Source organism: Pseudomonas sp. LBUM1679, assembly GCF_059695565.1.
Map to the genome: position 1 here is coordinate 3,056,063 of NZ_CP166774.1, position 21,226 is coordinate 3,077,288.

The window sequence follows — 21,226 nt, forward strand, 5'->3', positions numbered from 1 at the left end:
ACGCCTTCGCCAGCAAGCCGGCTCCTACAGGTTCTCGCGAAAGCGGTGTGTCAGTCACTGTGATGCTGAATGGACCGCCGTCTTCGCGAGCAAGCTTGCTCCTACAGGGCACTGTGCATCAGCGCCCGGCCTGTTTATTCAACGCCGCTTCCGCCGCAGCGATTTGTGCCTGGCGCTTGACGATCATGTCGCCCACCGGCGGCCCCTGGAAGCGTCGCGCTTCGAAACCGAACCAGACGATGGCCGTCAGGACCAGGAACCCGATGGTGATGTACAGCGCCCAATCGTTCGGTGGCTGGATGCCGATGATGAAAATGATCACCATCGAGAGGATCGAGAGGATGGCAAAGAAGGAGTACCAGAAGCGCCCCATGTTCCACGGCCCCATGGTCGGCCACTTCGCGGTGCCGTAGGTGAACAGGCCGAGGATGATCGGAATGACGAAGGAGAAGAACAGGAAGATCACCGTGCACGAGACCACAATGGTATAGACCGGCGTTGCACCGATCGAGATCACCGACGAGCCCCAGACGAACAGCACCGCCAGCGTCGCCCCGGTCCAGATCGCTGCCACCGGGCTGCGATAGGTCGGCGAGACCGTGGCCAAGGCTTGCGAGAAGGGCAGGCCACCGTCGCGGGAGAAGGCGAAAATCATCCGTGAGACCGAGGTCACGGTCGCCAGCCCGCACAGAAACTGCGAGATGAAAATCGCCAGGTACAGCGCCGTCTTGACGGTCGGGTTGACTTGAGTGTCCATCGCCCAGAAGAACACATTCCAGCCCTTCGTCGCCGCTTCGTCCATGCTCGGCAGCATCAGCACGAACGAGCTGAGCATGAGCCAGCCAAACAGCAGCGACCAGACCACCGACATGACCATGCCGACCGGCACCGACATCGCCGCATTGCGGGTTTCCTCGGAGGTATGCGCGGAGGCGTCATAGCCGGTGATGGTGTAGATCGGCAAGAGCAGGCCGAGCATGAAAATCCAGCCATTGGAGACTTGTGGCCAGACGCTGCCGCCGGCCTCGCCGGAATAATTGCCAAAGGTCACCAGCCGGACGAATTCATAACTGGGGGCCGCGATCAGGCACACGATGGTCAATGCGATCGCCGTCGCGAAGATCAGATAGCCCGAGAAGTCGGTGAGCTTGGCGGTCAGGCCAATGCCGAAATGGTTACACAAGGCCTGGATGCCGGTGAGGATCGCCAGGAAGATAACCCGGGTCGTCGTCGTGTCTTCCATGCCCAGGGCCGGACCGAAAGCCCCGAAAAAGAAGTAATAAGTACCGACGTTGATCGCACCGAGCACCGTGACCAGCCCCAGCAGGTTGAACCAGGCCGTCAGCCAGCCGGTGAAGCGGTTGCCGAGGATCGAACCCCAGTGATACAGACCGCCAGCGGTGGGATAGGCCGAGGAAATCTGCGCCATGGCCATGGCAAAGACCCCGGAAATCAGGCAGCCGATCGGCCAGCCGATGCCGATCGACGCGCCGCCCGCACCTGAGGTGCCCTGGGCCAGTGAGTTGATGCCACCCGAGAGGATGCAGATGATCGAAAAGGAAATGGCAAAGTTGGAGAAAACGCCCATTCGTCGCGACAGCTGCTGGGCATAGCCCATGCTGTGCAGCACCTTGACGTCATCGTCTTGCGGCGCGCTGGTGCCGGGCTGGCTTGCTGGGTTCATTTGGTGTGCCCCTTGTCAGGTTCTGGAACAGGCCGAACTTCGCCGCCGTAGGCTGCAGCCTTGGTTTTTTGTAGGAGCCGAGCTTGCTCGCGATAGACTCAAGGGCGACGCGTTTATTTAGTAGGCACGCGTTATCGTTAACGTCCATCGCGAGCAAGCTTGCTCCTACAAACGGCCGTGATACGCCGCGTCGAAAATCTCGGCCGCGCCGGCCCGGGTCAACGGCAGCGGATTGCCGCCGGCAGAGGGGTCGACAACGGCCATTTCCGCGATCAGGTCGGCCTGTCGATCATCCACGCCCAGCTCGAACAGCGTGTGCGGAACGCCAATGTCCTTGCGCAGTTTGAGGACGAAGGCCAGGAAGCTGTCGAAGCCCGGGGAGGGCAGGCGCAGCCAGGCCGCCAGGCGCGTGATGCGTTCTTCGATGGCCGGGCGATTGAACTTCAGGACATAGGGCATCAAGGTGGCGTTGGTCATGCCGTGATGGGTGTCGTACAGCGCGCCCACCGGGTGGGCGAGGGCGTGCATCCCGCCCAGGCCTTTCTGGAAGGCGGTGGCGCCCATCGCCGCTGCCGCGAGCATCTGCCCGCGCGCCTCGAGGTCGGAGGGCATGTGCACGGCCCGCACCAGGGCATTGGCGATCAGGCGCATGCCTTCCACGGCGATGCCTTCGGCCATGGGGTGGAAACCGGGGGCGCAGTACGCCTCCAGGCAGTGCGAAAATGCATCCATGCCGGTGCCAGCGGTGACTTTGGCCGGCATGCCGACGCTCAGGGTCGGGTCGCTGATGACCACTCGCGGCATCATTTTCGGGTGAAAGATGATGCGTTTGGTGTGGGTGCGCTCGTCGATGATCACCGCCGCACGGCCCACTTCCGAGCCGGTACCCGCCGTCGTCGGTACCGCGATCACCGGGGCGATGCGGCTTTCGTCGGCCCGGGTCCAGTAGTCGCCGATGTCTTCGAAATCCCAGACCGGTCGCGTCTGGCCGCTCATGAAGGCGATGAGCTTGCCCATGTCCAGGCCGCTGCCACCGCCGAAGGCGACCACGCCATCGTGCTTGCCGGCGCGCCAGGCATCGAGCCCGCCCGCCAGGTTGGCTTCGACCGGATTGGGCTTGAGGTCGCAAAACAATGCCACGCCAAGACCGGCGGCGCGCAGGGCGTCCAGCGCGGCGGTGGTGATCGGGGCGCGGGCCAGGCCGCTGTCGGTCACCAGCAGCGGTCGCTCGATACCCTGGCTGCGGCAGGCCTCGGCCAGTTCGGCAATGCGGCCGGCACCGAAACGGATGCTGGTGGGGTAGTTCCAGTTCGCAGTCAGGCTCATGGCTCGTCTCTCATGGTTCAAGACTCAAGGTTCAAGACTCATGGTTCAAATCTCGTGGCGCAAATGGAAGGATTTGGCGCGGGTCAAATGTTCATAGCCCAGGCGCGACAGCGTGACCCCGCGCCCGCTGTTCTTGACCCCGGTCCAGGCCAGGGTCGGGTCGAGGTAATCGCAGCGGTTCATGAAAACCGTGCCGGTGTCGATCTGGTTGCCCAAGTGCTCGGCGGTGGCGAGGTCTTGGGTCCAGATGGACGCGCTGAGCCCGAACTCACTGTCGTTCATCAAGGCGATGGCTTCATTGTCGTTGGCCACCGGCATGATGCCGACCACCGGCCCGAAGCTCTCCTCACGCATCACCGACATCTGATGGCTGACATCGACCAGTACCTGCGGTGCGAGGTAGGCGCTGCCCGGCGCATCGGCGGGAAAGGCCCGTGGGTCGATCAGCGCGCGGGCGCCCTGTGTCAGGGCTTCGGCGATCTGCCCACGCACGAAATCAGCGGCGCTCGGCGACACCAGCGGGCCGAGCGTAGTGGCTTCATCCAGCGGATTGCCCAGCACGTACTGGCGAGTCAAGGCGACGAAACCCTCGACAAAGGCCGGATAGACTTTCTCATCGACATAGATGCGTTCGATCGCGCAGCAGCTCTGCCCGGAGTTGAAGAAGCTGCCATCCACCAGGTTTTCCACCGCGTGCTCAAGGTTGGCGTCGGCCCGGACATAGGCCGGGTCTTTGCCGCCGAGCTCCAGGCCCACGCCGAGGAAACCTCCGACGGCAGCGTGTTCCATGGTCTTGCCGGCTTCCACTGAACCTGTGAAGTTCACCTGCTGCACGCGTCCAGAGGCAATGATCGCTCCGGTATAAAGATGACTGAGCAGCAAGTTCTGGAACAGCCCATCGGGCAGATGGGCGCGGCGAAAGGCCTCGGCAAACCGTTCACCGACCAGCAGCGTTTGTGAAGCGTGTTTGAGAATGACGCTGTTGCCGGCCATTAGCGCTGGAATGATCGTGTTCACTGCCGTCAGATAGGGGTAATTCCAGGGGGCGACGACCAATACCGTGCCCAGCGGCTCGCGTTTGATAAAGCGTCGAAAGCCCGCGATGGGCGTGGGCTCAAGCGCTGCCAACGCTTCAGGCGCAATGGCGATCATATGCCGGGCACGCTCTTGGAACCCGCGCAGTTCGCCCGCGCCAAAGCGCACCGGGCGGCCCATCTGCCAGGCCAGTTCCGGCACGATTTCAGCCTGCATGGCCAACATGGCGTCCACTGCGGCGCTGCACAAAGCGGCGCGTTCGCTCAGTGGCCGGCGTTTCCATAACGCCTGGGCCGCTTGCGCAGCCGCCAAAGCCTGGTCGATCTGTGCAGCATCGGCGCAGCTTCGTTCGGCATAGACCCGGCCATCGACCGGCGAGATGAGCTGAATCGTTGAAGTCATGATCTTCTCGATAAAGGCGGCTCAATAGCGCTCGAAACCGCGCTGCAGTTCCCAGTCGGTAATCCGCCGGTCGTACTCCTTCTGCTCCCATTCGGCGGTGTGCACGTAGTGGTCGATCACTTCATCGCCGAATGCCTCACGCAACATGCTCGAGGTGCGAAGCGCGGCACAGGCCGCGCGCAGGGTCTTGGACACTTCCGGCAGGTGCTCGTCGACGTAGGCATCGCCTTCAAAAGGCGGCGCGAGCTCAAGCTTCTCGTCGATCCCGGCCAGTCCAGCGGCAATCAACGCGGCGAACGCCAGGTAAGGGTTGAGGTCGGCGCCGCCGATGCGACATTCGATGCGGATGGCTTTGCTGTCCTCGGCGCACAAGCGAAAGCCCGCGGTACGATTGTCCCGGCTCCAGACCGCCCGCGTCGGGGCAAACGTGCCAGCCTGGAAACGCTTGTAGGAGTTGATGTAGGGTGCGAGGAAACAGGTGATGTCGTTGGCGTACTTGAGCTGCCCGGCCACCCAGGCGCGCATCAGCTTCGACATGCCAAACTCGGCCTTGGCGTCGAAGAACAGCGACTTCTTGCCGTTCTTGTCCCACAGCGAATTGTGGATGTGGCTGCTGGAACCCGCCGCGTCATAGCGCCACTTGGCCATGAAGGTGATCGCCTTGCCCTGCAACTGCGCGATCTCCTTGCAGGCGTGCTTGATGATGACGTGATGGTCGGCCATGGTCAGGGCATCGGCATAACGGATGTTGATCTCTTCCTGGCCTGGCCCCCATTCACCTTTGGAGTTTTCCACGGGAATGCCCGAGGCCTGCAGATGCTTGCGAATCGCCCGCAGCACCGGTTCCTCGCGGGTGGTCTGCAGGATGTTGTAATCCTCGATGTAATGGCCGGCAGTCTTGGGCTGGTGGTAGTTGCGGTTGTGAATGGCCTCGTAGCTCTCGTCGAACAGATAGAACTCCAGTTCCGAGGCGAACATGCCGGTATAACCGCGCTTGCGCAGGCGTTCGATCTGCTTTTTCAGGATGGCCCGCGGACTGTGCGGCAAGTCTTGCCGATGGTGATGATCGAGCACATCGCAAAGCACCAGTGCCGTGCACTCCAGCCACGGCACCCGGCGCAAGGTGGCCATGTCCGGCTTGAGCACAAAGTCGCCATAGCCTTTGCTCCAGCTGGCGGCGGCATAACCCGGCACCGGCTCCATGTCGATGTCATCGGCCAGCAGGTAATTGCAGCAGTGGGTTTCTTCATGGCCGCTGTCGATGAAAAACTCGACCTGGAAGCGCTTGCCGACCAGTCGCCCCTGCATGTCGACCATGCACACCAGCACGGTATCGATTTCGCCGGCAGCCGCGGCACGCTTGAGTTGGTCGAAACTGAGGAGGGGCTCGGTCATCACGTCAATCCTGCGTGAAGGGGTTGGACCTTTCTGAAATAGCTGTTGCAGACGCTCTCCAGAAAAAACCAAAACCTGCAGACGCGAGCATCGTGGGCAATGAGCTGTTCTTAGCTTAGCTTACTGTTGGAATGCGCAAGTTTCGCCAATCGACGCCGGTCAAATCGGGCCGGGCACAGCTAGCGAGGAGACACAGATGGGCAAGAAAAGAGAGCACAACCCGTACCGCCAACTGAAAAAGCAGTACCCGGATTACCTGGCCGCCGTGCAGGCCCTGGGTACGGCGGTGCGGCATGCCGGCCCACTGGACGATGCAGTGGTCCAGCTGATCCAGCTCGGCGCCGCGGCAGCCATTCGCTCCGAGGGCGCGGTGCACAGTCATGCCAGGCGGGCAGTGGAAGCAGGCGCTACGCCAGAGCAGATCCGTCACGCATTGATCGCGCTGACGAGCACGATCGGTTTCCCTACCGTCGTCGCGGCCATCAGCTGGGTGGAGGATGTGCTCGAGCAATGAACGGGTAGCCATTTACCTTGTTTGATCCGCGCGGGTGCCGAGGGCGACGGCCAATGCCGTGACGATCAGCCCCAGCGCAACGGCAAAGGTGATTCGCATGCCGCTGGCAACCGCCTCGGGGTGCGCACTGCCGATCTCGGCCGTCGCCGAGGCCAGCGCAAATACCGCGCCCAAGGCGCTGGCCCCGGTGATGAGCCCCAGATTGCGCGAGAGGTTGAGCAGGCCGGAGATGACGCCCCGCTGATCCGGCGCCACATCGGCCATGACCGCGGTGTTGTTGGCCGTCTGGAACAGCGCATAGCCGAGGGTAACGACCACCATGGGCACGAGGTAGCCGCCGATGCCGAGCGTTGGTGGCAATACCGATAGCGCGAGGCAGCCGGCCGCCATGGCGATCAGCCCGGCGAGGGTCATGCGTTGGGCGCCAAGACGGTCGGCGATGCGACCTGCGGGCACGCCCGTCAGCGCCACCACCAACGGTCCGACCGACAACACCAGTCCGACCCTGACGGCATCCAGTCCGAGTGCCTGCGAGAGATAGAACGGCCCGACTACCAGCGTCGCCATGATCACCGTCGCCACGAGTGTGCTCATGGCGAGGCTGGCGCTTAGCTGCGGATCACGCAACAGCGCCAACCGGATCAAGGGTGAGCCGACTCGGGTCTGGGCGAAGACGAACAGGGCGCCGCCGATGCCCGCCGCCACCAGCAACGCCAGGTTGAGGTGACCGAAGCTGCCGCGTCCGAGCGTCATGGCCAGGGCGTATGCACCAAGCGTCAGCGCCAACAGCAATGTGCCCAGCGAGTCGAAGCGGGCACCCTCGGACCTGGCTTTGTGGCGATTAACCGGCAAGTGGCGATGCGCGAGCCACCCCGTCAGCAGACCCAGCGGCACGGTGATCAGGAAGAGCGCCTGCCAGCCGAAACCGGCGATCAGCATGCCGCCCAAGGACGGCCCCAGCGCGGTGCCAATCGCCGACGTCGTCCCCAGCAACCCCATGGCGCTGCCGGTTTTTTCCTTGGCCACCGTCTCGCCGACGAAGGCCATGGTCAGCGCCATCATGATTGCCGCGCCGAGCCCCTGCAGCGCCCGGGCGGCGATCAACAGCCACAGCGTCGGCGCCAGGGCGCACAGGGCCGAGGCCAGGGTGAACAGGCCGATGCCGCCCAGCAGCAGGCGTCGACGGCCGATGATGTCGCCGAGCCGACCGACGCTGACGATCAGGGTGGTGATCGCCAGCAGATAAGCGAGGACGATCCATTGGACGTGCTGGAACGAGGCGTCGAATACCGCGGCCAGGGTCGGCAGGCCGACGTTGGCGATGCTGGTACCCAGCGAGGACAGCAACATCGAAAGCGCCAGGCTGGCCAATGCCCACCGCACTGAAGCAATGGGTTGCACGGAGTCTGCTACTGCATGGGTTGGCTTCATCTCGCCCTCTTTTGTGAAGTCACTCCCGAAGTGGAGCTGTTAGAAAGGTACGCTCGGGCCTAACATGGCGGAAGGCGCAGCAGTTGCAGTTGATAAGTGCGTCAAACGCCATATCACCACAGCTCAGGGGCGATCCATGTCCACTCCCGATTTCAATCTGCTGGTCACCCTTGATGTGCTGCTCGCCGAAGGCAGTGTCGCGCGCGCCGCCAAGCGCCTGCAGCTGAGCCCGTCGGCGATGAGTCGGGCACTGGCGCGGCTGCGTGAAACCACGGGCGATCCGCTGCTGGTCAGGGCCGGACGGGGCCTGGTGCCGACACCCCGGGCGCTGGAATTGCGCGAGCGGGTCAGTCAGCTGGTGCAGGACGCAGAAGCGGTGCTGCGGCCGGCCGAGCAGCCGGACCTCACGCAACTCAGCCGTACTTTCGTCCTGCGCAGCAGTGAAGGTTTCGTCGAAAATTTCGGCGCGGCGCTCATTGCGCGCATGGCCGGGCAAGCGCCTGGGGTGCGGTTGCGTTTCATGCATAAACCCGACAAGGACAGCACTTCTTTGCGCGACGGCACGGTCGATCTGGAGACGGGCGTAGTGGGCAAGTCGGCCAGCCCCGAGCTGCGGACACAGGGCTTGTTTCGCGACCGTTTGATTGGCGTCGTACGCAGGGGCCATCCACTGGCGCAGGGCGAGATCACGCCCGAGCGGTTTGCGGCGGGCAGCCACATCGGCGTGTCACGGCGGGGGCTCGAATGGGGGCCGATCGATGACGCCTTGGCGCCGCTTGAACTGGAGCGGCAGATCGTGACCATAGTCGCCGGTTTCTCGACCGCAGTGGCCCTGGCCCGGGCCACCGACCTGATCGCCAGTGTTCCTGAACGGCATACCGCCAGCCTGCGCGAAGGAATGCACAGCTTTGCTTTACCCTTTGCCGTACCGACGTTCACCGTGGCAATGCTGTGGCACCCACGGCTGGATGCCGATCCTGCTCACAGGTGGTTGCGCAGTTGTGTTCATGAGGTGTGTGCACAGTAAGAAAAACAACTCGTTATCAAGTTGTAATCCTGTACACAGGCGCATCAGGGTTAACCATCCGGTCTCAAAAAGCGAATGACCGGGACGCATGCTGCGCCAGTTCGGTGTCCAGTAGGTGCTCGACCAGCGCGTCGTTCAAGAAGCGGAACTGATCGTTGAGCCCGACCACTTCGTTGTTGAAGTGGTGGGTGGCGGCCGGCATCAGCAACGCCTCGAAGTCTTGGTCGAACACCAGCGAGAGCTCTTTGCGCGAAACGACGTGCTGGGAGTAGTAGTTGTTGCCAAAGACCGGAAAACTCACGGCCAGGGTGACGGAGTGGATCATGACGTGCGCTCCTCGGACAGGACATACCAGGAAAAAATGCTCAGGGTGACGGCGGTCAGGGCCAGGCAGGTCAGGAGATGGATGATCATGATGTGGCCCTCCGAATCGGGGTTTTGTGATGGGGTTGAGATTGATCCTACGCTGAAGGGTTTTTAGCGGAAGGCATTCGTGGCGATGGTAGATATCGATGTCAATGATGGTCGGGTTTAGCGGTGTACTTGATGGCCTCATCGCGAGCAAGCTCGCTCCCACAGGGTTCTGCGGTGTGACACTGTTTCGTGTACGACACAGCCCCCCTGTGGGAGCGAGCTTGCTCGCGATGAGGCCATAAGCCCCGCCACAACATCCAGACGAATGGCAGATCACTGCCACCTATACTCAAATCAGAAGGCTTGTAACCCCGAATATCCTGTTCGGGGGAAGACTGTAGGACACCGCGATCTTGAACCTGCGTTCGCTGCTCGTCGCCGTGCTGGTGGTGTTGGCGGGGTGCGTCACGCCTGTGCGTGCGCCTGTGCCCGCCCCGCCGGTGGTGATTTCCCAGAGCACCTGGCAGCAGGTGGACCGGGAGATTGTCGAAGCATCGCAATCGGCCACCGAGCAGACCAAAATCTACTCGCGCGGGGCCATGGACTACTGGCGAACCCGGGTTTATCAACTGACCGAAGAAAACTTCATCCCATGGTTCAGCAGTTACTGGACCCAGGAATGGCTATCGATGAAGGTCAGCTGGTACAGCCTCAGCGCCAAGGGCGAGCAGGATGCCTCTGCCAAGCGCCTGGCCGCCTATCTGCTGGAGCAATACCAGCAGCGGGTGCTGGCGCCGGTCGCGGTGGAGATCGATCCCGACCAGATTCTCAGCCTGGCTACGGCGTTCTACGTCGACATTCTTCAGGAAGAGCTGCAGCGCATCTCCCAGCGCCATGGCGTGCCGATGGCCCAGCTCAATGGCCGGATCCAGAAAATCCCGGCCATCGCCCTGGGACCTCCATCGGCACGGGACGCTTCGCTCTATCAGGTGGTGCACACCCAGCCGTTGAACACGTTGCCGGCGTATGCGGCGCTGATCGACAAGATCCACAAGGCGGGCGGTGACAAGGGGGTGGACAACACCGACACCGCCATGGCCCCCGTTGCCAAGCGCGCCAGCAAAAGGATCGAAGCCGAAATGGCCCCGCGTGGGGCGGCCAGTGCCGTGGCCGCGGCGGCGGGGAAACTGGCCGGGGCGTTGATTTCCGTGGGGGTGGCGGGCGTACGGGCGATCATTCAGGCCAACGACCGGCCTGACAGCGAAGCGCTGATTCGCAGCAGCCTGGGTAATACGTTCGACAAGGCCTGGGTGAAGCTGGTGCAAAACCCGACGACCGGCGTGATGGCGGGGACGCTGTACATCGCGGCGCAAATCGAAGGCAACCTGGCGAGCAGCGCCGAAATACCGTCGGTCAGCTCGGGCGGCGGATCGGTCGATTGGACCGCGACCCAGTCGACTAACCAGCAGATGGCCCCATGACCCAAGGAGAGCGACCATGTCCTATGTAGATGGCTTTGTGATTGCCGTACCCACCGCCAACCGCGAGCAATTCAAGCAACACGCCGAGTCCGCCGCCGCCGTGTTCATCGAGAACGGGGCGCTCAGCCTTGCCGAATGCTGGGGCGACGATGTACCTGATGGCAAGGTGACGTCCTTTCCCATGGCGGTGAAGCTCAAGGACGACGAAACCGTGGTGTTTTCCTGGATCGTCTGGCCCGACAAGGCCACGCGGGACAAGGGCATGGAAAAACTCATGGCCGATCCGCGGCTCCAGCCCGACATCAATCCGATGCCGTTCGATGGCCAGCGCATGATCTTCGGTGGTTTCGACATGCTCGTGAAGGCTTGAAAGCCACGACACGACAGGATCACTCCGGCGTCGGGGTGATCCTGCAACTCTTGCGTTGACGAATCTCGCTGTCCGACGGCCGCTCCCTGACGAACTCGAAGCGCGGCTCACCTTCGTTGTAATGGACCAGCCAGCCCCATTCCAGCTCGGACTCATCCTGGCCGGGTGTCGGTGGCACGGCCCACCATGGCTCCTTGCTGATGATTTCTCGCATGGCCCCCTCCAGTTGAATCGTTTGCATGAACTATAACTTGGATGTCAGGAGGTGCCACGTATGAGCGACGAATCCCACGAGCCGTTGAAACGACTGTTTTTTGCCCTGGACTGCGCGCCTGCCCAACGCAAGGCGATTGCCCAATGGCGCGGTGACCTGCAGCTCAGAAGCGGACGCCCGGTACCGGCGGAAAATTTTCACCTGACGCTGTTGTTTTTGGGCGCGGTCGGCGTGGCCCGGATTGCAGAAATCTGTACGGCCGCCGCGAAGGTCCGTAAACCGGGCGTGTCATTGAGGCTGGTGCTGGATCGTCTGGATGTCTGGCGCCGGGCCGGGGTGCTGGTGCTGGCACCTGAGCAGGCACCGCCGGAGTTGTTGCGGCTGGTGTATGCGCTGGAACAGGCGATGTTGCCGTTCGGGTTTGAAGAGGCACCGAAGGAATTCCGCCCGCACCTGACGTTGATGCGCGACTATCGAATGCCGGTGCCAGAATCGGTGACGCCACCCGAATTCTTTTTACGCGCCGAACACTTCACCTTGTTCGAATCCCATAAAGGGCGCTATCGGGCATTGGCGCAATGGCCGTTGGGGCCATCGTAGCACACACAAAAAAAGGCGCCCGAGGGCGCCAAACTTCACCTGAACCGAGGAAGCCAGGCGAGGCCGTTCGTCAGAGAGGAGGGCAGCGGTGGTAAGGCGCTGCAAGAACGGAAAAGGTGAGCATACCGCTGTCCAACTGTGGGAGCGGGCTTGCTCGCGAAAGCGGTCGATCAGTCGCCATTAATGTTGAATTTGATGGCCTCTTCGCGGGCAAGTCGGATCGCCGCACCGCCGCTCCCACAGGGTATAGCGTCGTTCACAAATCTTTGTTCCACCCTGGACCCCTGTGGGAGCGGGCTTGCCCGCGATGGCGATCTCAAATACAGGGGAGATGCCAAGTGGATTACTGACCGAGCTTCACCCGCGTCCACCCCCGGGTCATCACCCGCTGCACGCCAATCGGCATATCCGGGATTGCATACAAGGTCGCCATCACCGCCTGCGATGGATACGACCCCGGATCATCCCGAATCGCCTCATCCACCAAAGGCGTCGCCGCCGCGTTGGCATTGCTGTAGCCGATGTTGTTGGTGATCTCGGCGATGATGTCCGGGCGCATCAGGAAGTTCATGAACAGGTAGGCGTTTTCCACGTTCGCCGCATCCCGCGGGATGGCGACCATGTCGTAGAAACTGCCGGCGCCTTCTTTGGGAATGCTGTAGTCGATTTTCACTTTGTCGCCGGCTTCTTGCGCGCGAGCCTTGGCTTGCAGCACATCGCCGGAGTAACCGACGGCGACGCAGATGTTGCCATTGGCCAGGTCCGAGATGTACTTCGACGAATGGAAGTAAGCCACCGACGGGCGGATCTTCATGAACAGTGCTTCGGCTTCGGCGATCTGCGCCTTGTCCTGGGAGTTCACCGGATAGCCCAGGTAGTGCAGGGCGGCCGGGAGCATCTCGGTCGGCGAATCGAGGAAGCTGATGCCGCACGCCTTCAGTTTTTCGGCGTTTTCCGGTTTGAACAGCAAATCCCAGGAGTTGGTGGGCGCATTGGCACCCAGCACTTCCTTGACCTTGTCCGGGTTGAAACCGATGCCGATCGAACCCCACATGTAGGGGAAGGCATGGCCGTTATCCGGATCGCTGGCAGAAGCGTTTTTCAGCAGGACCGGGTTGAGGTTTTTCCAGTTCGTCAGTTTCGACTTGTCCAGTTCCTGATACACGCCAGCCTTGATCTGCTTGGCCAGGAAACTGTTGGACGGCACCACGATGTCGTAGCCGGACTTGCCGGCCAGCAGCCGTGCTTCGAGGGTTTCGTTACTGTCGAACACATCGTAGGTCACGCGGATGCCGGTCTCGTCTTCGAACTTCTTGACGGTGTCCGGCGCGATGTAATCCGACCAGTTGTAGACGCGCAGTACTTTGTCATTGGCCTGGGCGCCGGTAACCATTGCGCCCAATAAGGACAGTGTCAGCAGAGTCCTGCCAAACATTTTCATCGGTACAACTCCATTTCTATTCTTATTCAAAAATCACAAAGCAAAAATGCAGTGAACACACAACCTATGCAGCAAACACACAAAACTTGTGAAGAAAACACAAAACCTGTGCAGCAAACACAAACCCTGTGGCGAGGGAGCTTGCTCCCGCTGGGCTGCGAAGCGGCCCCAAAATCTGTGAGTGCTGCGCACTCAAGCGGGAGCAAGCTCCCTCGCCACAGTCAACTCAACACCGGCACTACGCAGTAGCTTGCGCCATCTGCTTTTTCGGTTGCTGCCAGGATTCGCTGGCGGTCTGGTCCATCGCTTCTTGAATCGCCCGTTTGCGGGTGGCTTCAGCACGGCGGCTGAAATACCAGACCATGAAGGTCACGATCGATACCGCCAGCAAAATCAGACTGGCCACGGCGTTGATCTCGGGCTTCACCCCCAGACGCACCGCCGAGAACACTTCCATCGGCAAGGTCGTCGAACCCGGGCCCGAGACGAAGCTCGCCAGCACCAGGTCATCCAGCGACAGCGCAAACGACATCATGCCGCCCGCCGCCAGAGACGGCGCGATCATCGGAATGGTGATCAGGAAAAACACCTTGAACGGCTTGGCCCCGAGGTCCATGGCCGCTTCTTCGATGGACAGGTCCAGCTCGCGAAGGCGGGCGGAGACTACCACCGCCACATAAGCGGCACAAAAGGTGGTGTGGGCGATCCAGATGGTGACGATGCCACGCTCCATCGGCCAGCCGATCAATTGCGCCATGGCCACGAACAACAGCAACAGCGACAGGCCAGTGATCACTTCCGGCATCACCAGGGGCGCCGTCACCAGGCCACCGAACAAGGTGCGGCCCTTGAAGCGCGTCACCCGAGTCAGCACAAACGCCGCCAGAGTCCCCAGCGCCACCGCGGCAATGGCGGTGTAGCAGGCGATTTCCAGCGAGCGCACCACCGAGCCCATCAGTTGCGAGTTGTCGAGCAGGCCGGCGTACCACTTGAACGACCAGCCACCCCACACCGTCACCAGTTTCGAGGCGTTGAACGAGTAGATCACCAGGATCAGCATCGGCAGGTAGATAAACGACAGGCCGAAAATCAGCATGAACTTTGAAAATCCGAAGCGTTTCATCCCCGACCCTCCATCTCTTTGGCCTGGCTACGGTTGAACAACAGGATCGGCACAATCAGGATCAACAGCATCACCACCGCCAGGGCAGACGCCACCGGCCAGTCGCGGTTGTTGAAGAACTCCTGCCACAGCACACGACCGATCATCAGGGTCTCGGGACCGCCCAACAGTTCCGGAATCACGAACTCGCCGACCACCGGAATGAACACCAGCATGGCGCCTGCGATGATGCCGTTCCTGGCCAGCGGTACGGTGATTTTCCAGAAGTTGTTGAAGTTGCTCGAACCCAGGTCGGACGCGGCTTCCAGCAGGCTTTGATCGTGCTTGACCAGGTTGGCGTACAGCGGCAGCACCATGAACGGCAGGTAGGCGTAAACCACCCCGATGTACACCGCGGTGTTGGTGTTGAGGATCTCGATCGGGTGGTCGGTCAGCCCGGTCCACATCAGGAACCCATTGAGCAAACCGTTGTTGCTGAGGATGCCCATCCATGCGTAGACCCGGATCAGGATTGCGGTCCAGGTCGGCATCATGATCAGCAACAGCAGAACGTTCTGGGTTTCCTTGTTGGCCTTGGTGATCGCGTAGGCCATCGGGAAGCCGAGCACCAGGCACATCAGCGTGCTGAAAAACGCGACCTTCAACGAGCCGAAGTAAGCCGAGATGTACAACTCATCCTGGGTCAACAGCGAGTAGTTGCCGAGGTTCAGCAGCAGCTCGAATTTCTGTTCGGCGAAGGTGTAGATCTCGGAATAAGGAGGAATGGCCAGCGCCGCTTCCGAGAAGCTGATCTTCATTACCAGAAAGAACGGCAGCATGAAAAAAAGGAACAGCCAGAGGAACGGAATCCCGATGACGAGCTTACGACCACTCGGCATCAGCCGCAGGAACTGCTGATTGAGTGTGTTCATGAGCGCAGTACCACGCCACTGTCGTCTTCCCACCACACGTAGACCTTGTCGTCCCAGGTCGGACGCGCACCACGGCGTTCGGCGTTGGCCATGAACGACTGCACCACCTTGCCCCCGGGCAGCTCGACGTAAAACACCGAGTGGCCGCCGAGGTAGGCGATGTCATGCACCTTGCCGCTGGACCAGTTGTAGCGCGCCTCAGGCTGGGTGGTGCTGACCAGCAGTTTTTCCGGGCGGATGGCGTAGGTGATCGACTTGTCCTGCACCGAAGTGCTGACGCCGTGGCCGACGTAGATCTTCTGTTCCAGGTCCGGGCTGTGAATGATCGCATGACCTTCGAGGTCCTCGACCACGATGCCGTCAAAAGCGTTCACGTTGCCGATGAATTCACAGACCATGCGGCTGACCGGCGCTTCATAGATGTCGACCGGGCTGCCGATCTGCGCGATCCAGCCCAGGTGCATGATTGCGATGCGCTGGGCCATGGTCATGGCCTCTTCCTGGTCGTGGGTCACCATCACGCAAGTCACGCCGACGCGCTCGATGATTTCCACCAGTTCCAGCTGCATCTGCGAGCGCAGCTTTTTATCCAGCGCGCCCATCGGTTCGTCCAGCAGCAACAGCTTCGGCCGCTTGGCCAGGGAGCGGGCGAGCGCCACACGCTGACGCTGACCGCCGGACAACTGATGGGGTTTGCGTTTGGCGTATTGGGTCATGTGCACCAGGCGCAGCATCTCTTCAACGCGGGCGTCGATTTCACTGGCGGGCAAACGGTCCTGCTTCAAGCCGAAGGCAATGTTCTGCGCCACCGTCATGTGCGGGAACAGCGCGTAGGACTGGAACATCATGTTGATCGGCCGTTCGTACGGCGGCATGTCGGTGATGTCCACGCCATCGAGCAGAATCCGCCCTTCGGTCGGGCGCTCGAAGCCGGCGAGCATCCGCAGCAGCGTTGATTTACCCGAGCCGGAACCGCCGAGCAGGGCGAAGATTTCACCTTGATGGATCTCAAGCGAGACATCGTCCACCGCGGTGGTTTCGTCGAATTTCTTGGTGACGCGGTCGATTTTCACCAGCACCTTTTTCGGTGCCTGGTGACCTTCAAGAGCCTTCCTGTAGATGCTGGAGGCGTTTGCCATGTGAAACTCCCAACAGGTTTCAGTCGTCGGGCCAACGCGGCCTGACTTAAGAGTGGATTGCAAGCCCGGGCTGTACGGTGCCAGTGAATTCAAACGCGGCCCCCTGTAGGAGCTGGCTTGCCAGCGAAGAGGCCCTTCCAGGCGACATCATTGTTGACTGTCAGGCCGCCTTCGCTGGCAAGCCAGCTCCACAGGGGTATCGCGCATGAATCACTGGCGCGTACTGATCGGGCTTATTCGGCGCCGCCGTCCTGGCTGCCTGTTCGTACTTGTTGTTATCGCAGTGTGTTGTTTTCGTGAGTCACGGATGCGCAAAGGCACATCCGCCGGCCTCACGGGGGCAGTAAATTGATTGTTCGGGGTTTATGTCAGCGCTTATTCCGCAACGCCGCCCGCTGCCGGCACGCATCGCCAAACGCCTGGAAAATACTCAAATAAGGAGGATTCGCCAGCACCTGCCATTCCGGATGCCACTGCACACCAACGGCGAAGGCCTTGCTGTGCTCAACCGAAATCGCCTCGATCAAACCATCCGGCGCGACCGCTTCCGAGCGCAGGCCGGGAGCCAGTCGGGCAATGCCCTGACTGTGAATCGAATTGACCTGGAACACCTGCGGCAGATCCAGCGCTTCGAACACGCCGCCCGGCTGAACCGTCACCGCATGCGCCGGTGCGTATTGCACCGCCAGCTCCGGACTGTCCGCTTCGCGGTGATCGAGCATGCCCGGCAGTTCATGCACCTTCTGATACAGGCTGCCGCCGAACGCCACGTTCATTTCCTGAAAACCGCGGCAGATGCCGAGCACCGGAACACCGGCTGCGATGGCTGCACGCAATAAAGGAAGGGTGGTGGCATCCCGCGCCGGATCGTGATCCGTGCCGGGGGCGCTGGCCGGGCCTTGATAGTGGAAGGGTTCCACATTCGACGGCGAGCCGGTCAGCAACAGACCGTCGAGCTGCACGAGCAGGTCCTCGAAGTCGGTCAGATCGCCTAAGGAAGGAATAACCACGGGCAGCCCCAGAGCCGCGACGCTGACAGCACGCAAGTACTTGTCGCCGCTGACGTGGTAGGGGTGCAGGCCAATCTGTTTGACGCAGGCTGTAACGCCGATCAATGGCTTGAGTGCCATTTTTATCACCTCGAAGTTTCACACTTGAACGAGCTTTTCCGGAGCTTAGCCTTGTTGATTTTAATTAACAACTCTCATGTAAAAAATTCTAAACGCCGCACGTCCGATCCTGAGGAGTTACGCGGTGCTAAAGGCTGATCTGGCACTCTCGCGCCCATAAAAGGCCCGAAAATAAAGGTTGAAAGGCCAAGTGTTCGCTATTGACTTCACTTTGCCTTTCGGATTGACTGGGCTCGTGACAAGGTAGTGAACATAATAATTAACAGCTAATAGGTGCATCATGTCGGTCCCTCTGCGTGCCGTTCAACTCAACGAAGCAAACGCATTCCTTAAGAAATATCCTGAGGTTTTGTACGTCGACCTTCTGATTGCGGATATGAACGGTGTGGTGCGCGGCAAGCGCATCGAGCGCACCAGTCTTCATAAGGTTTACGAAAAAGGCATCAATCTCCCGGCCTCTCTGTTTGCTCTGGACATCAACGGTTCCACGGTGGAAAGCACCGGCCTGGGTCTGGACATCGGCGACTCGGACCGGATCTGCTTTCCCATCCCCAACACCCTCAGCATCGAGCCCTGGCAGAAGCGCCCGACCGCGCAACTGTTAATGACCATGCACGAACTCGAAGGCCAGCCGTTCTTCGCTGACCCGCGCGAAGTGCTGCGTCAAGTGGTGAGCAAGTTCGATGCAATGGGCCTGACCATCTGCGCCGCGTTCGAACTCGAGTTCTACCTGATCGACCAGGACAACGTGAACGGTCGTCCGCAATCGCCACGCTCGCCGGTATCCGGCAAACGTCCGATCTCGACCCAGGTGTACCTGATCGACGACCTGGACGAGTACGTCGACTGCCTGCAAGACATCCTCGAAGGCGCGAAAGAGCAGGGCATTCCTGCCGACGCCATCGTCAAGGAAAGCGCCCCGGCGCAGTTCGAAGTGAACCTGCATCACGTCAACGATCCGATCAAGGCCTGCGACTACGCGGTGTTGCTCAAGCGTCTGGTGAAGAACATCGCCTACGACCACGAGATGGACACCACCTTCATGGCCAAGCCGTATCCGGGCCAGGCCGGTAATGGTTTGCACGTGCACATTTCGATTCTCGACAAGGAAGGCAACAACATCTTTGCCAGCGAGGATCCCGAGCAGAACGCCGCGCTGCGACACGCGATCGGCGGTGTGCTCGAGACCCTGCCGGCGCAGATGGCGTTCCTGTGCCCGAACGTCAACTCGTACCGGCGTTTCGGTGCGCAGTTCTATGTACCGAACTCGCCGAGCTGGGGCATCGACAACCGTACCGTCGCGGTGCGAGTGCCGACCGGTTCGCCGGACGCGGTGCGCATCGAACATCGTGTCGCCGGCGCCGACGCCAACCCGTACCTGCTGATGGCCTCAGTCCTGGCTGGTATCCACCACGGCCTGACCAACGAAATCGAACCGGGCGCCCCGGTGGAAGGCAACAGCTACGAGCAAAACGAGCAAAGCCTGCCAAACAACCTGCGCGATGCACTGCGCGAGCTGGACGACAGCGAAGTCATGTCGCGCTACATCGACCCGATGTACATCGACGTGTTCGTGGCGTGCAAGGAAAGCGAGCTGGCCGAGTTCGAGAACTCCATCTCCGACCTTGAGTACAACTGGTACCTGCACACCGTCTGACGGTTGTGGCATGACCCTGTAGGAGCTGCCGAAGGCTGCGATCTTTTGACTTTGCTTTTTAAGGTCAAGATCAAAAGATCGCAGCCTTCGGCAGCTCCTACAGGGGATTTGTGTCGTTCCCAAAGGCTGAGAACAACACCGATCAATTGTGGGAGCGAGCCTGCTCGCGAAGGCGGCGGCACATTCAACACTGATGTCGCCTGACACACCGCCATCGCGGGCAAGTCGAATCGTCGCACCGCCACTCCCACAGGGATTGGCGGCGTACACAAATTTTGTGAACAACACCGATCAACTGTGGGAGCGAGCTTGCTCGCGATGGGGCCACAACATTCGACATTGATGTGGGCTGACCTACCGCCATCGCGAGCAAGCTCGCTCCCACAGTGTCCGTGTTTTTCTAATTGAACATTGGTCGGTTTTAGTCCGACGACTACTTATTCCTCTGCGTCGAGTCACAACCATGACAAACACTCGCAGCGACTGGGAACAACGCTTCCAGTCCCTAACCATAGAAAGCCGCGCCTTCATCGACGGCCAATACCGCCCGGCACTCAGCGGTGACACCTTCGAATGCATCAGCCCGGTCGACGGCCGCTTCCTGGCCAACGTCGCCAGCACCGACGAAGCCGACGCCAATGCGGCCGTCGCAGTCGCACGTCGCACCTTCGAATCCGGCATCTGGGCGCGATTGGCACCCGCCGAGCGCAAGCGCATCCTGATCCGCTTCGCCGACCTGATCCTGGCCAACCAGCAAGAACTGGCCCTGCTCGAAACCCTCGACATGGGCAAGCCGATCAGCGACTCGATGAGCATCGACATCCCGGCGACCGCCAACGCGATCCGCTGGAGCGCCGAAGCCATCGACAAGATCTACGACGAAGTCGCCGCCACACCCCACGACCAACTCGGCCTGATCACCCGTGAACCCGCAGGTGTGGTCGCCGCCATCGTGCCGTGGAACTTCCCGCTGATCATGGCCAGCTGGAAGTTCGCCCCGGCCCTCGCAGCCGGCAACTCGTTCATCCTCAAACCTTCGGAAAAGTCGCCACTGACCGCGATCCGCATCGCCCAGCTGGCGCTGGATGCAGGCATCCCCAAGGGTGTGTTCAACGTCCTGCCAGGCTACGGTCACACCGTCGGCAAAGCGCTCGCATTGCACATGGACGTCGACGTACTGGCCTTCACCGGCTCGACCGCGATCGCCAAGCAACTGCTGATCTACGCCGGGCAAAGCAACATGAAACGCGTCTGGCTCGAAGCCGGCGGCAAAAGCCCGAACGTGGTGTTCGCCGACGCGCCGGACCTGCGCGCGGCAGCGCAAGCCGCAGCCGGTGCCATCGCCTTCAACCAGGGTGAAGTCTGCACCGCCGGTTCGCGCTTGCTGGTCGAGCGCTCGATCCGCGAGCAGTTCATTCCACTGCTGGTCGAAGCCCTGCAAGCCTGGAAACCAGGGCATGCACTCGACCCGCAAACCACCGTCGGCGCGGTCGTCGATCAGCGCCAACTGGACAACGTGTTGCGCTACATCCAGGTCGGCAAAGACCAGGGCGCACAACTCATCGCCGGCGGCAGCCGCACCCTCGAAGCCACCGGCGGCCTGTACGTGGAACCGGCGATCTTCGACGGCGTGACCAACGCCATGACCATCGCCCGGGAAGAAATCTTCGGCCCGGTGCTGTCGCTGATCACCTTCGACACTGAAGAAGAAGCCCTGGCCATCGCCAACGACAGCATCTTTGGCCTGGCCGCCGGCGTCTGGACCAGCAACCTGAGCAAGGCCCACACCTTCGCCCGCGGCCTGCGCGCCGGCAGCGTCTGGGTCAACCAGTACGACGGCGGCGACATGACCGCGCCGTTCGGCGGGTTCAAGCAGTCGGGTAACGGACGGGACAAATCGCTGCACGCGTTCGACAAATACACCGAACTCAAAGCGACCTGGATCAAGCTCTAACACCTCTACAACGGCGGCTGCCAAATCGTATCGGCGGC

General features: G+C 61.2%; 19 protein-coding genes. 7 read left to right on the top strand and 12 right to left on the bottom strand.

Annotated elements, in window-relative coordinates; translation table 11 throughout:
* Positions 1-118: 118 nt before the first annotated feature.
* The 4 genes from ACA062_RS14025 to ACA062_RS14040 form a co-directional block, all read right to left on the bottom strand.
* Entirely contained in the window at positions 119-1,684 is a 1,566-nt protein-coding gene (locus ACA062_RS14025) for an amino acid permease (RefSeq protein WP_497456913.1), read from the bottom strand.
* Positions 1,685-1,849: 165 nt separating this feature from the next.
* Entirely contained in the window at positions 1,850-3,010 is a 1,161-nt protein-coding gene (locus tag ACA062_RS14030) for an iron-containing alcohol dehydrogenase (protein ID WP_497456914.1), read from the bottom strand.
* 45 nt (positions 3,011-3,055) lie between these two features.
* Positions 3,056-4,447 (bottom strand): aldehyde dehydrogenase family protein, encoded by a 1,392-nt coding sequence (locus ACA062_RS14035; protein ID WP_497456915.1) that lies wholly within the window; start codon positions 4,445-4,447, stop codon positions 3,056-3,058.
* Positions 4,448-4,468: 21 nt separating this feature from the next.
* Positions 4,469-5,842 carry a glutamine synthetase family protein gene (locus ACA062_RS14040; protein WP_497456916.1) on the bottom strand — a complete coding sequence of 458 codons (1,374 nt, stop codon included), beginning with the start codon at positions 5,840-5,842 and terminating at the stop codon, positions 4,469-4,471.
* A 196-nt stretch (positions 5,843-6,038) separates the two neighbouring features.
* On the opposite strand from ACA062_RS14040, the gene ACA062_RS14045 reads away from it, so the two are divergent.
* Complete coding sequence (locus ACA062_RS14045; protein ID WP_497456917.1) at positions 6,039-6,356, top strand: carboxymuconolactone decarboxylase family protein; 318 nt, start codon at positions 6,039-6,041, stop codon at positions 6,354-6,356.
* A gap of 12 nt (positions 6,357-6,368) precedes the next feature.
* Here ACA062_RS14045 and ACA062_RS14050 read toward each other — a convergent pair whose 3' ends face one another.
* Positions 6,369-7,787 (bottom strand): MFS transporter, encoded by a 1,419-nt coding sequence (locus ACA062_RS14050; protein WP_497456918.1) that lies wholly within the window; start codon positions 7,785-7,787, stop codon positions 6,369-6,371.
* A 136-nt stretch (positions 7,788-7,923) separates the two neighbouring features.
* On the opposite strand from ACA062_RS14050, the gene ACA062_RS14055 reads away from it, so the two are divergent.
* The gene (locus tag ACA062_RS14055; RefSeq protein WP_497456919.1) at positions 7,924-8,814 is read left to right on the top strand and encodes a LysR family transcriptional regulator; all 891 of its coding nucleotides are present in this window, start codon (positions 7,924-7,926) and stop codon (positions 8,812-8,814) included.
* 64 nt (positions 8,815-8,878) lie between these two features.
* On the opposite strand, the gene ACA062_RS14060 is transcribed toward ACA062_RS14055, so the two are convergent.
* Positions 8,879-9,139, bottom strand: a complete 261-nt coding sequence (locus tag ACA062_RS14060) for a hypothetical protein (protein ID WP_497456920.1) — start codon at positions 9,137-9,139, stop codon at positions 8,879-8,881.
* Between the two features lie 442 nt (positions 9,140-9,581).
* On the opposite strand from ACA062_RS14060, the gene ACA062_RS14065 reads away from it, so the two are divergent.
* Both ACA062_RS14065 and ACA062_RS14070 read left to right on the top strand, forming a co-directional pair.
* Positions 9,582-10,649, top strand: a complete 1,068-nt coding sequence (locus tag ACA062_RS14065; RefSeq protein ID WP_497456921.1) for a hypothetical protein — start codon at positions 9,582-9,584, stop codon at positions 10,647-10,649.
* Between the two features lie 16 nt (positions 10,650-10,665).
* Entirely contained in the window at positions 10,666-11,019 is a 354-nt protein-coding gene (locus tag ACA062_RS14070) for a DUF1428 domain-containing protein (protein WP_497456922.1), read from the top strand.
* 19 nt (positions 11,020-11,038) lie between these two features.
* Here the strand turns inward: ACA062_RS14070 and ACA062_RS14075 are convergent, their stop codons facing one another.
* Positions 11,039-11,233, bottom strand: coding sequence for a hypothetical protein (locus ACA062_RS14075; protein WP_497456923.1), 195 nt, complete (start codon positions 11,231-11,233; stop codon positions 11,039-11,041).
* A gap of 60 nt (positions 11,234-11,293) precedes the next feature.
* Between ACA062_RS14075 and thpR the strand changes: the two genes are divergently transcribed.
* On the top strand, positions 11,294-11,833 hold the full coding sequence (thpR, locus tag ACA062_RS14080) for an RNA 2',3'-cyclic phosphodiesterase (RefSeq protein ID WP_497456924.1): 540 nt from the start codon (positions 11,294-11,296) through the stop codon (positions 11,831-11,833).
* 343 nt (positions 11,834-12,176) lie between these two features.
* Here the strand turns inward: thpR and ACA062_RS14085 are convergent, their stop codons facing one another.
* From ACA062_RS14085 to ACA062_RS14105, 5 genes are all read right to left on the bottom strand, one after another.
* Positions 12,177-13,274, bottom strand: coding sequence for a polyamine ABC transporter substrate-binding protein (locus ACA062_RS14085; protein ID WP_497456925.1), 1,098 nt, complete (start codon positions 13,272-13,274; stop codon positions 12,177-12,179).
* Between the two features lie 238 nt (positions 13,275-13,512).
* On the bottom strand, positions 13,513-14,397 hold the full coding sequence (locus ACA062_RS14090; RefSeq protein WP_497456926.1) for an ABC transporter permease subunit: 885 nt from the start codon (positions 14,395-14,397) through the stop codon (positions 13,513-13,515).
* Positions 14,394-15,275: an ABC transporter permease subunit gene (locus ACA062_RS14095; RefSeq protein ID WP_497457419.1), complete on the bottom strand. Its 882-nt coding sequence runs from the start codon at positions 15,273-15,275 to the stop codon at positions 14,394-14,396. Before ACA062_RS14095 ends, ACA062_RS14090 begins: the two co-directional genes overlap by 4 nt.
* Before the next feature lie 29 nt (positions 15,276-15,304).
* The gene (potA, locus tag ACA062_RS14100; RefSeq protein ID WP_497456927.1) at positions 15,305-16,447 is read right to left on the bottom strand and encodes a polyamine ABC transporter ATP-binding protein; all 1,143 of its coding nucleotides are present in this window, start codon (positions 16,445-16,447) and stop codon (positions 15,305-15,307) included.
* A gap of 368 nt (positions 16,448-16,815) precedes the next feature.
* Positions 16,816-17,577, bottom strand: coding sequence for a gamma-glutamyl-gamma-aminobutyrate hydrolase family protein (locus ACA062_RS14105; protein WP_497456928.1), 762 nt, complete (start codon positions 17,575-17,577; stop codon positions 16,816-16,818).
* A 280-nt stretch (positions 17,578-17,857) separates the two neighbouring features.
* Between ACA062_RS14105 and ACA062_RS14110 the strand changes: the two genes are divergently transcribed.
* Positions 17,858-19,234, top strand: a complete 1,377-nt coding sequence (locus ACA062_RS14110) for a glutamine synthetase family protein (RefSeq protein ID WP_150797689.1) — start codon at positions 17,858-17,860, stop codon at positions 19,232-19,234.
* A 463-nt stretch (positions 19,235-19,697) separates the two neighbouring features.
* Positions 19,698-21,188 carry an aldehyde dehydrogenase gene (locus ACA062_RS14115; protein ID WP_497456929.1) on the top strand — a complete coding sequence of 497 codons (1,491 nt, stop codon included), beginning with the start codon at positions 19,698-19,700 and terminating at the stop codon, positions 21,186-21,188.
* Positions 21,189-21,226: the final 38 nt, after the last annotated feature.

Coding starts and splice junctions, on each gene's coding strand:
- ACA062_RS14025 (WP_497456913.1), bottom strand. CDS start 1,684: ATGAACCCAGCAAGCCAGCCCGGCACCAGCGCGCCGCAAGACGATGAC.
- ACA062_RS14030 (WP_497456914.1), bottom strand. CDS start 3,010: ATGAGCCTGACTGCGAACTGGAACTACCCCACCAGCATCCGTTTCGGT.
- ACA062_RS14035 (WP_497456915.1), bottom strand. CDS start 4,447: ATGACTTCAACGATTCAGCTCATCTCGCCGGTCGATGGCCGGGTCTAT.
- ACA062_RS14040 (WP_497456916.1), bottom strand. CDS start 5,842: ATGACCGAGCCCCTCCTCAGTTTCGACCAACTCAAGCGTGCCGCGGCT.
- ACA062_RS14045 (WP_497456917.1), top strand. CDS start 6,039: ATGGGCAAGAAAAGAGAGCACAACCCGTACCGCCAACTGAAAAAGCAG.
- ACA062_RS14050 (WP_497456918.1), bottom strand. CDS start 7,787: ATGAAGCCAACCCATGCAGTAGCAGACTCCGTGCAACCCATTGCTTCA.
- ACA062_RS14055 (WP_497456919.1), top strand. CDS start 7,924: ATGTCCACTCCCGATTTCAATCTGCTGGTCACCCTTGATGTGCTGCTC.
- ACA062_RS14060 (WP_497456920.1), bottom strand. CDS start 9,139: ATGATCCACTCCGTCACCCTGGCCGTGAGTTTTCCGGTCTTTGGCAAC.
- ACA062_RS14070 (WP_497456922.1), top strand. CDS start 10,666: ATGTCCTATGTAGATGGCTTTGTGATTGCCGTACCCACCGCCAACCGC.
- ACA062_RS14075 (WP_497456923.1), bottom strand. CDS start 11,233: ATGCGAGAAATCATCAGCAAGGAGCCATGGTGGGCCGTGCCACCGACA.
- thpR (WP_497456924.1), top strand. CDS start 11,294: ATGAGCGACGAATCCCACGAGCCGTTGAAACGACTGTTTTTTGCCCTG.
- ACA062_RS14085 (WP_497456925.1), bottom strand. CDS start 13,274: ATGAAAATGTTTGGCAGGACTCTGCTGACACTGTCCTTATTGGGCGCA.
- ACA062_RS14090 (WP_497456926.1), bottom strand. CDS start 14,397: ATGAAACGCTTCGGATTTTCAAAGTTCATGCTGATTTTCGGCCTGTCG.
- ACA062_RS14095 (WP_497457419.1), bottom strand. CDS start 15,275: ATGCCGAGTGGTCGTAAGCTCGTCATCGGGATTCCGTTCCTCTGGCTG.
- potA (WP_497456927.1), bottom strand. CDS start 16,447: ATGGCAAACGCCTCCAGCATCTACAGGAAGGCTCTTGAAGGTCACCAG.
- ACA062_RS14105 (WP_497456928.1), bottom strand. CDS start 17,577: ATGGCACTCAAGCCATTGATCGGCGTTACAGCCTGCGTCAAACAGATT.
- ACA062_RS14110 (WP_150797689.1), top strand. CDS start 17,858: ATGTCGGTCCCTCTGCGTGCCGTTCAACTCAACGAAGCAAACGCATTC.
- ACA062_RS14115 (WP_497456929.1), top strand. CDS start 19,698: ATGACAAACACTCGCAGCGACTGGGAACAACGCTTCCAGTCCCTAACC.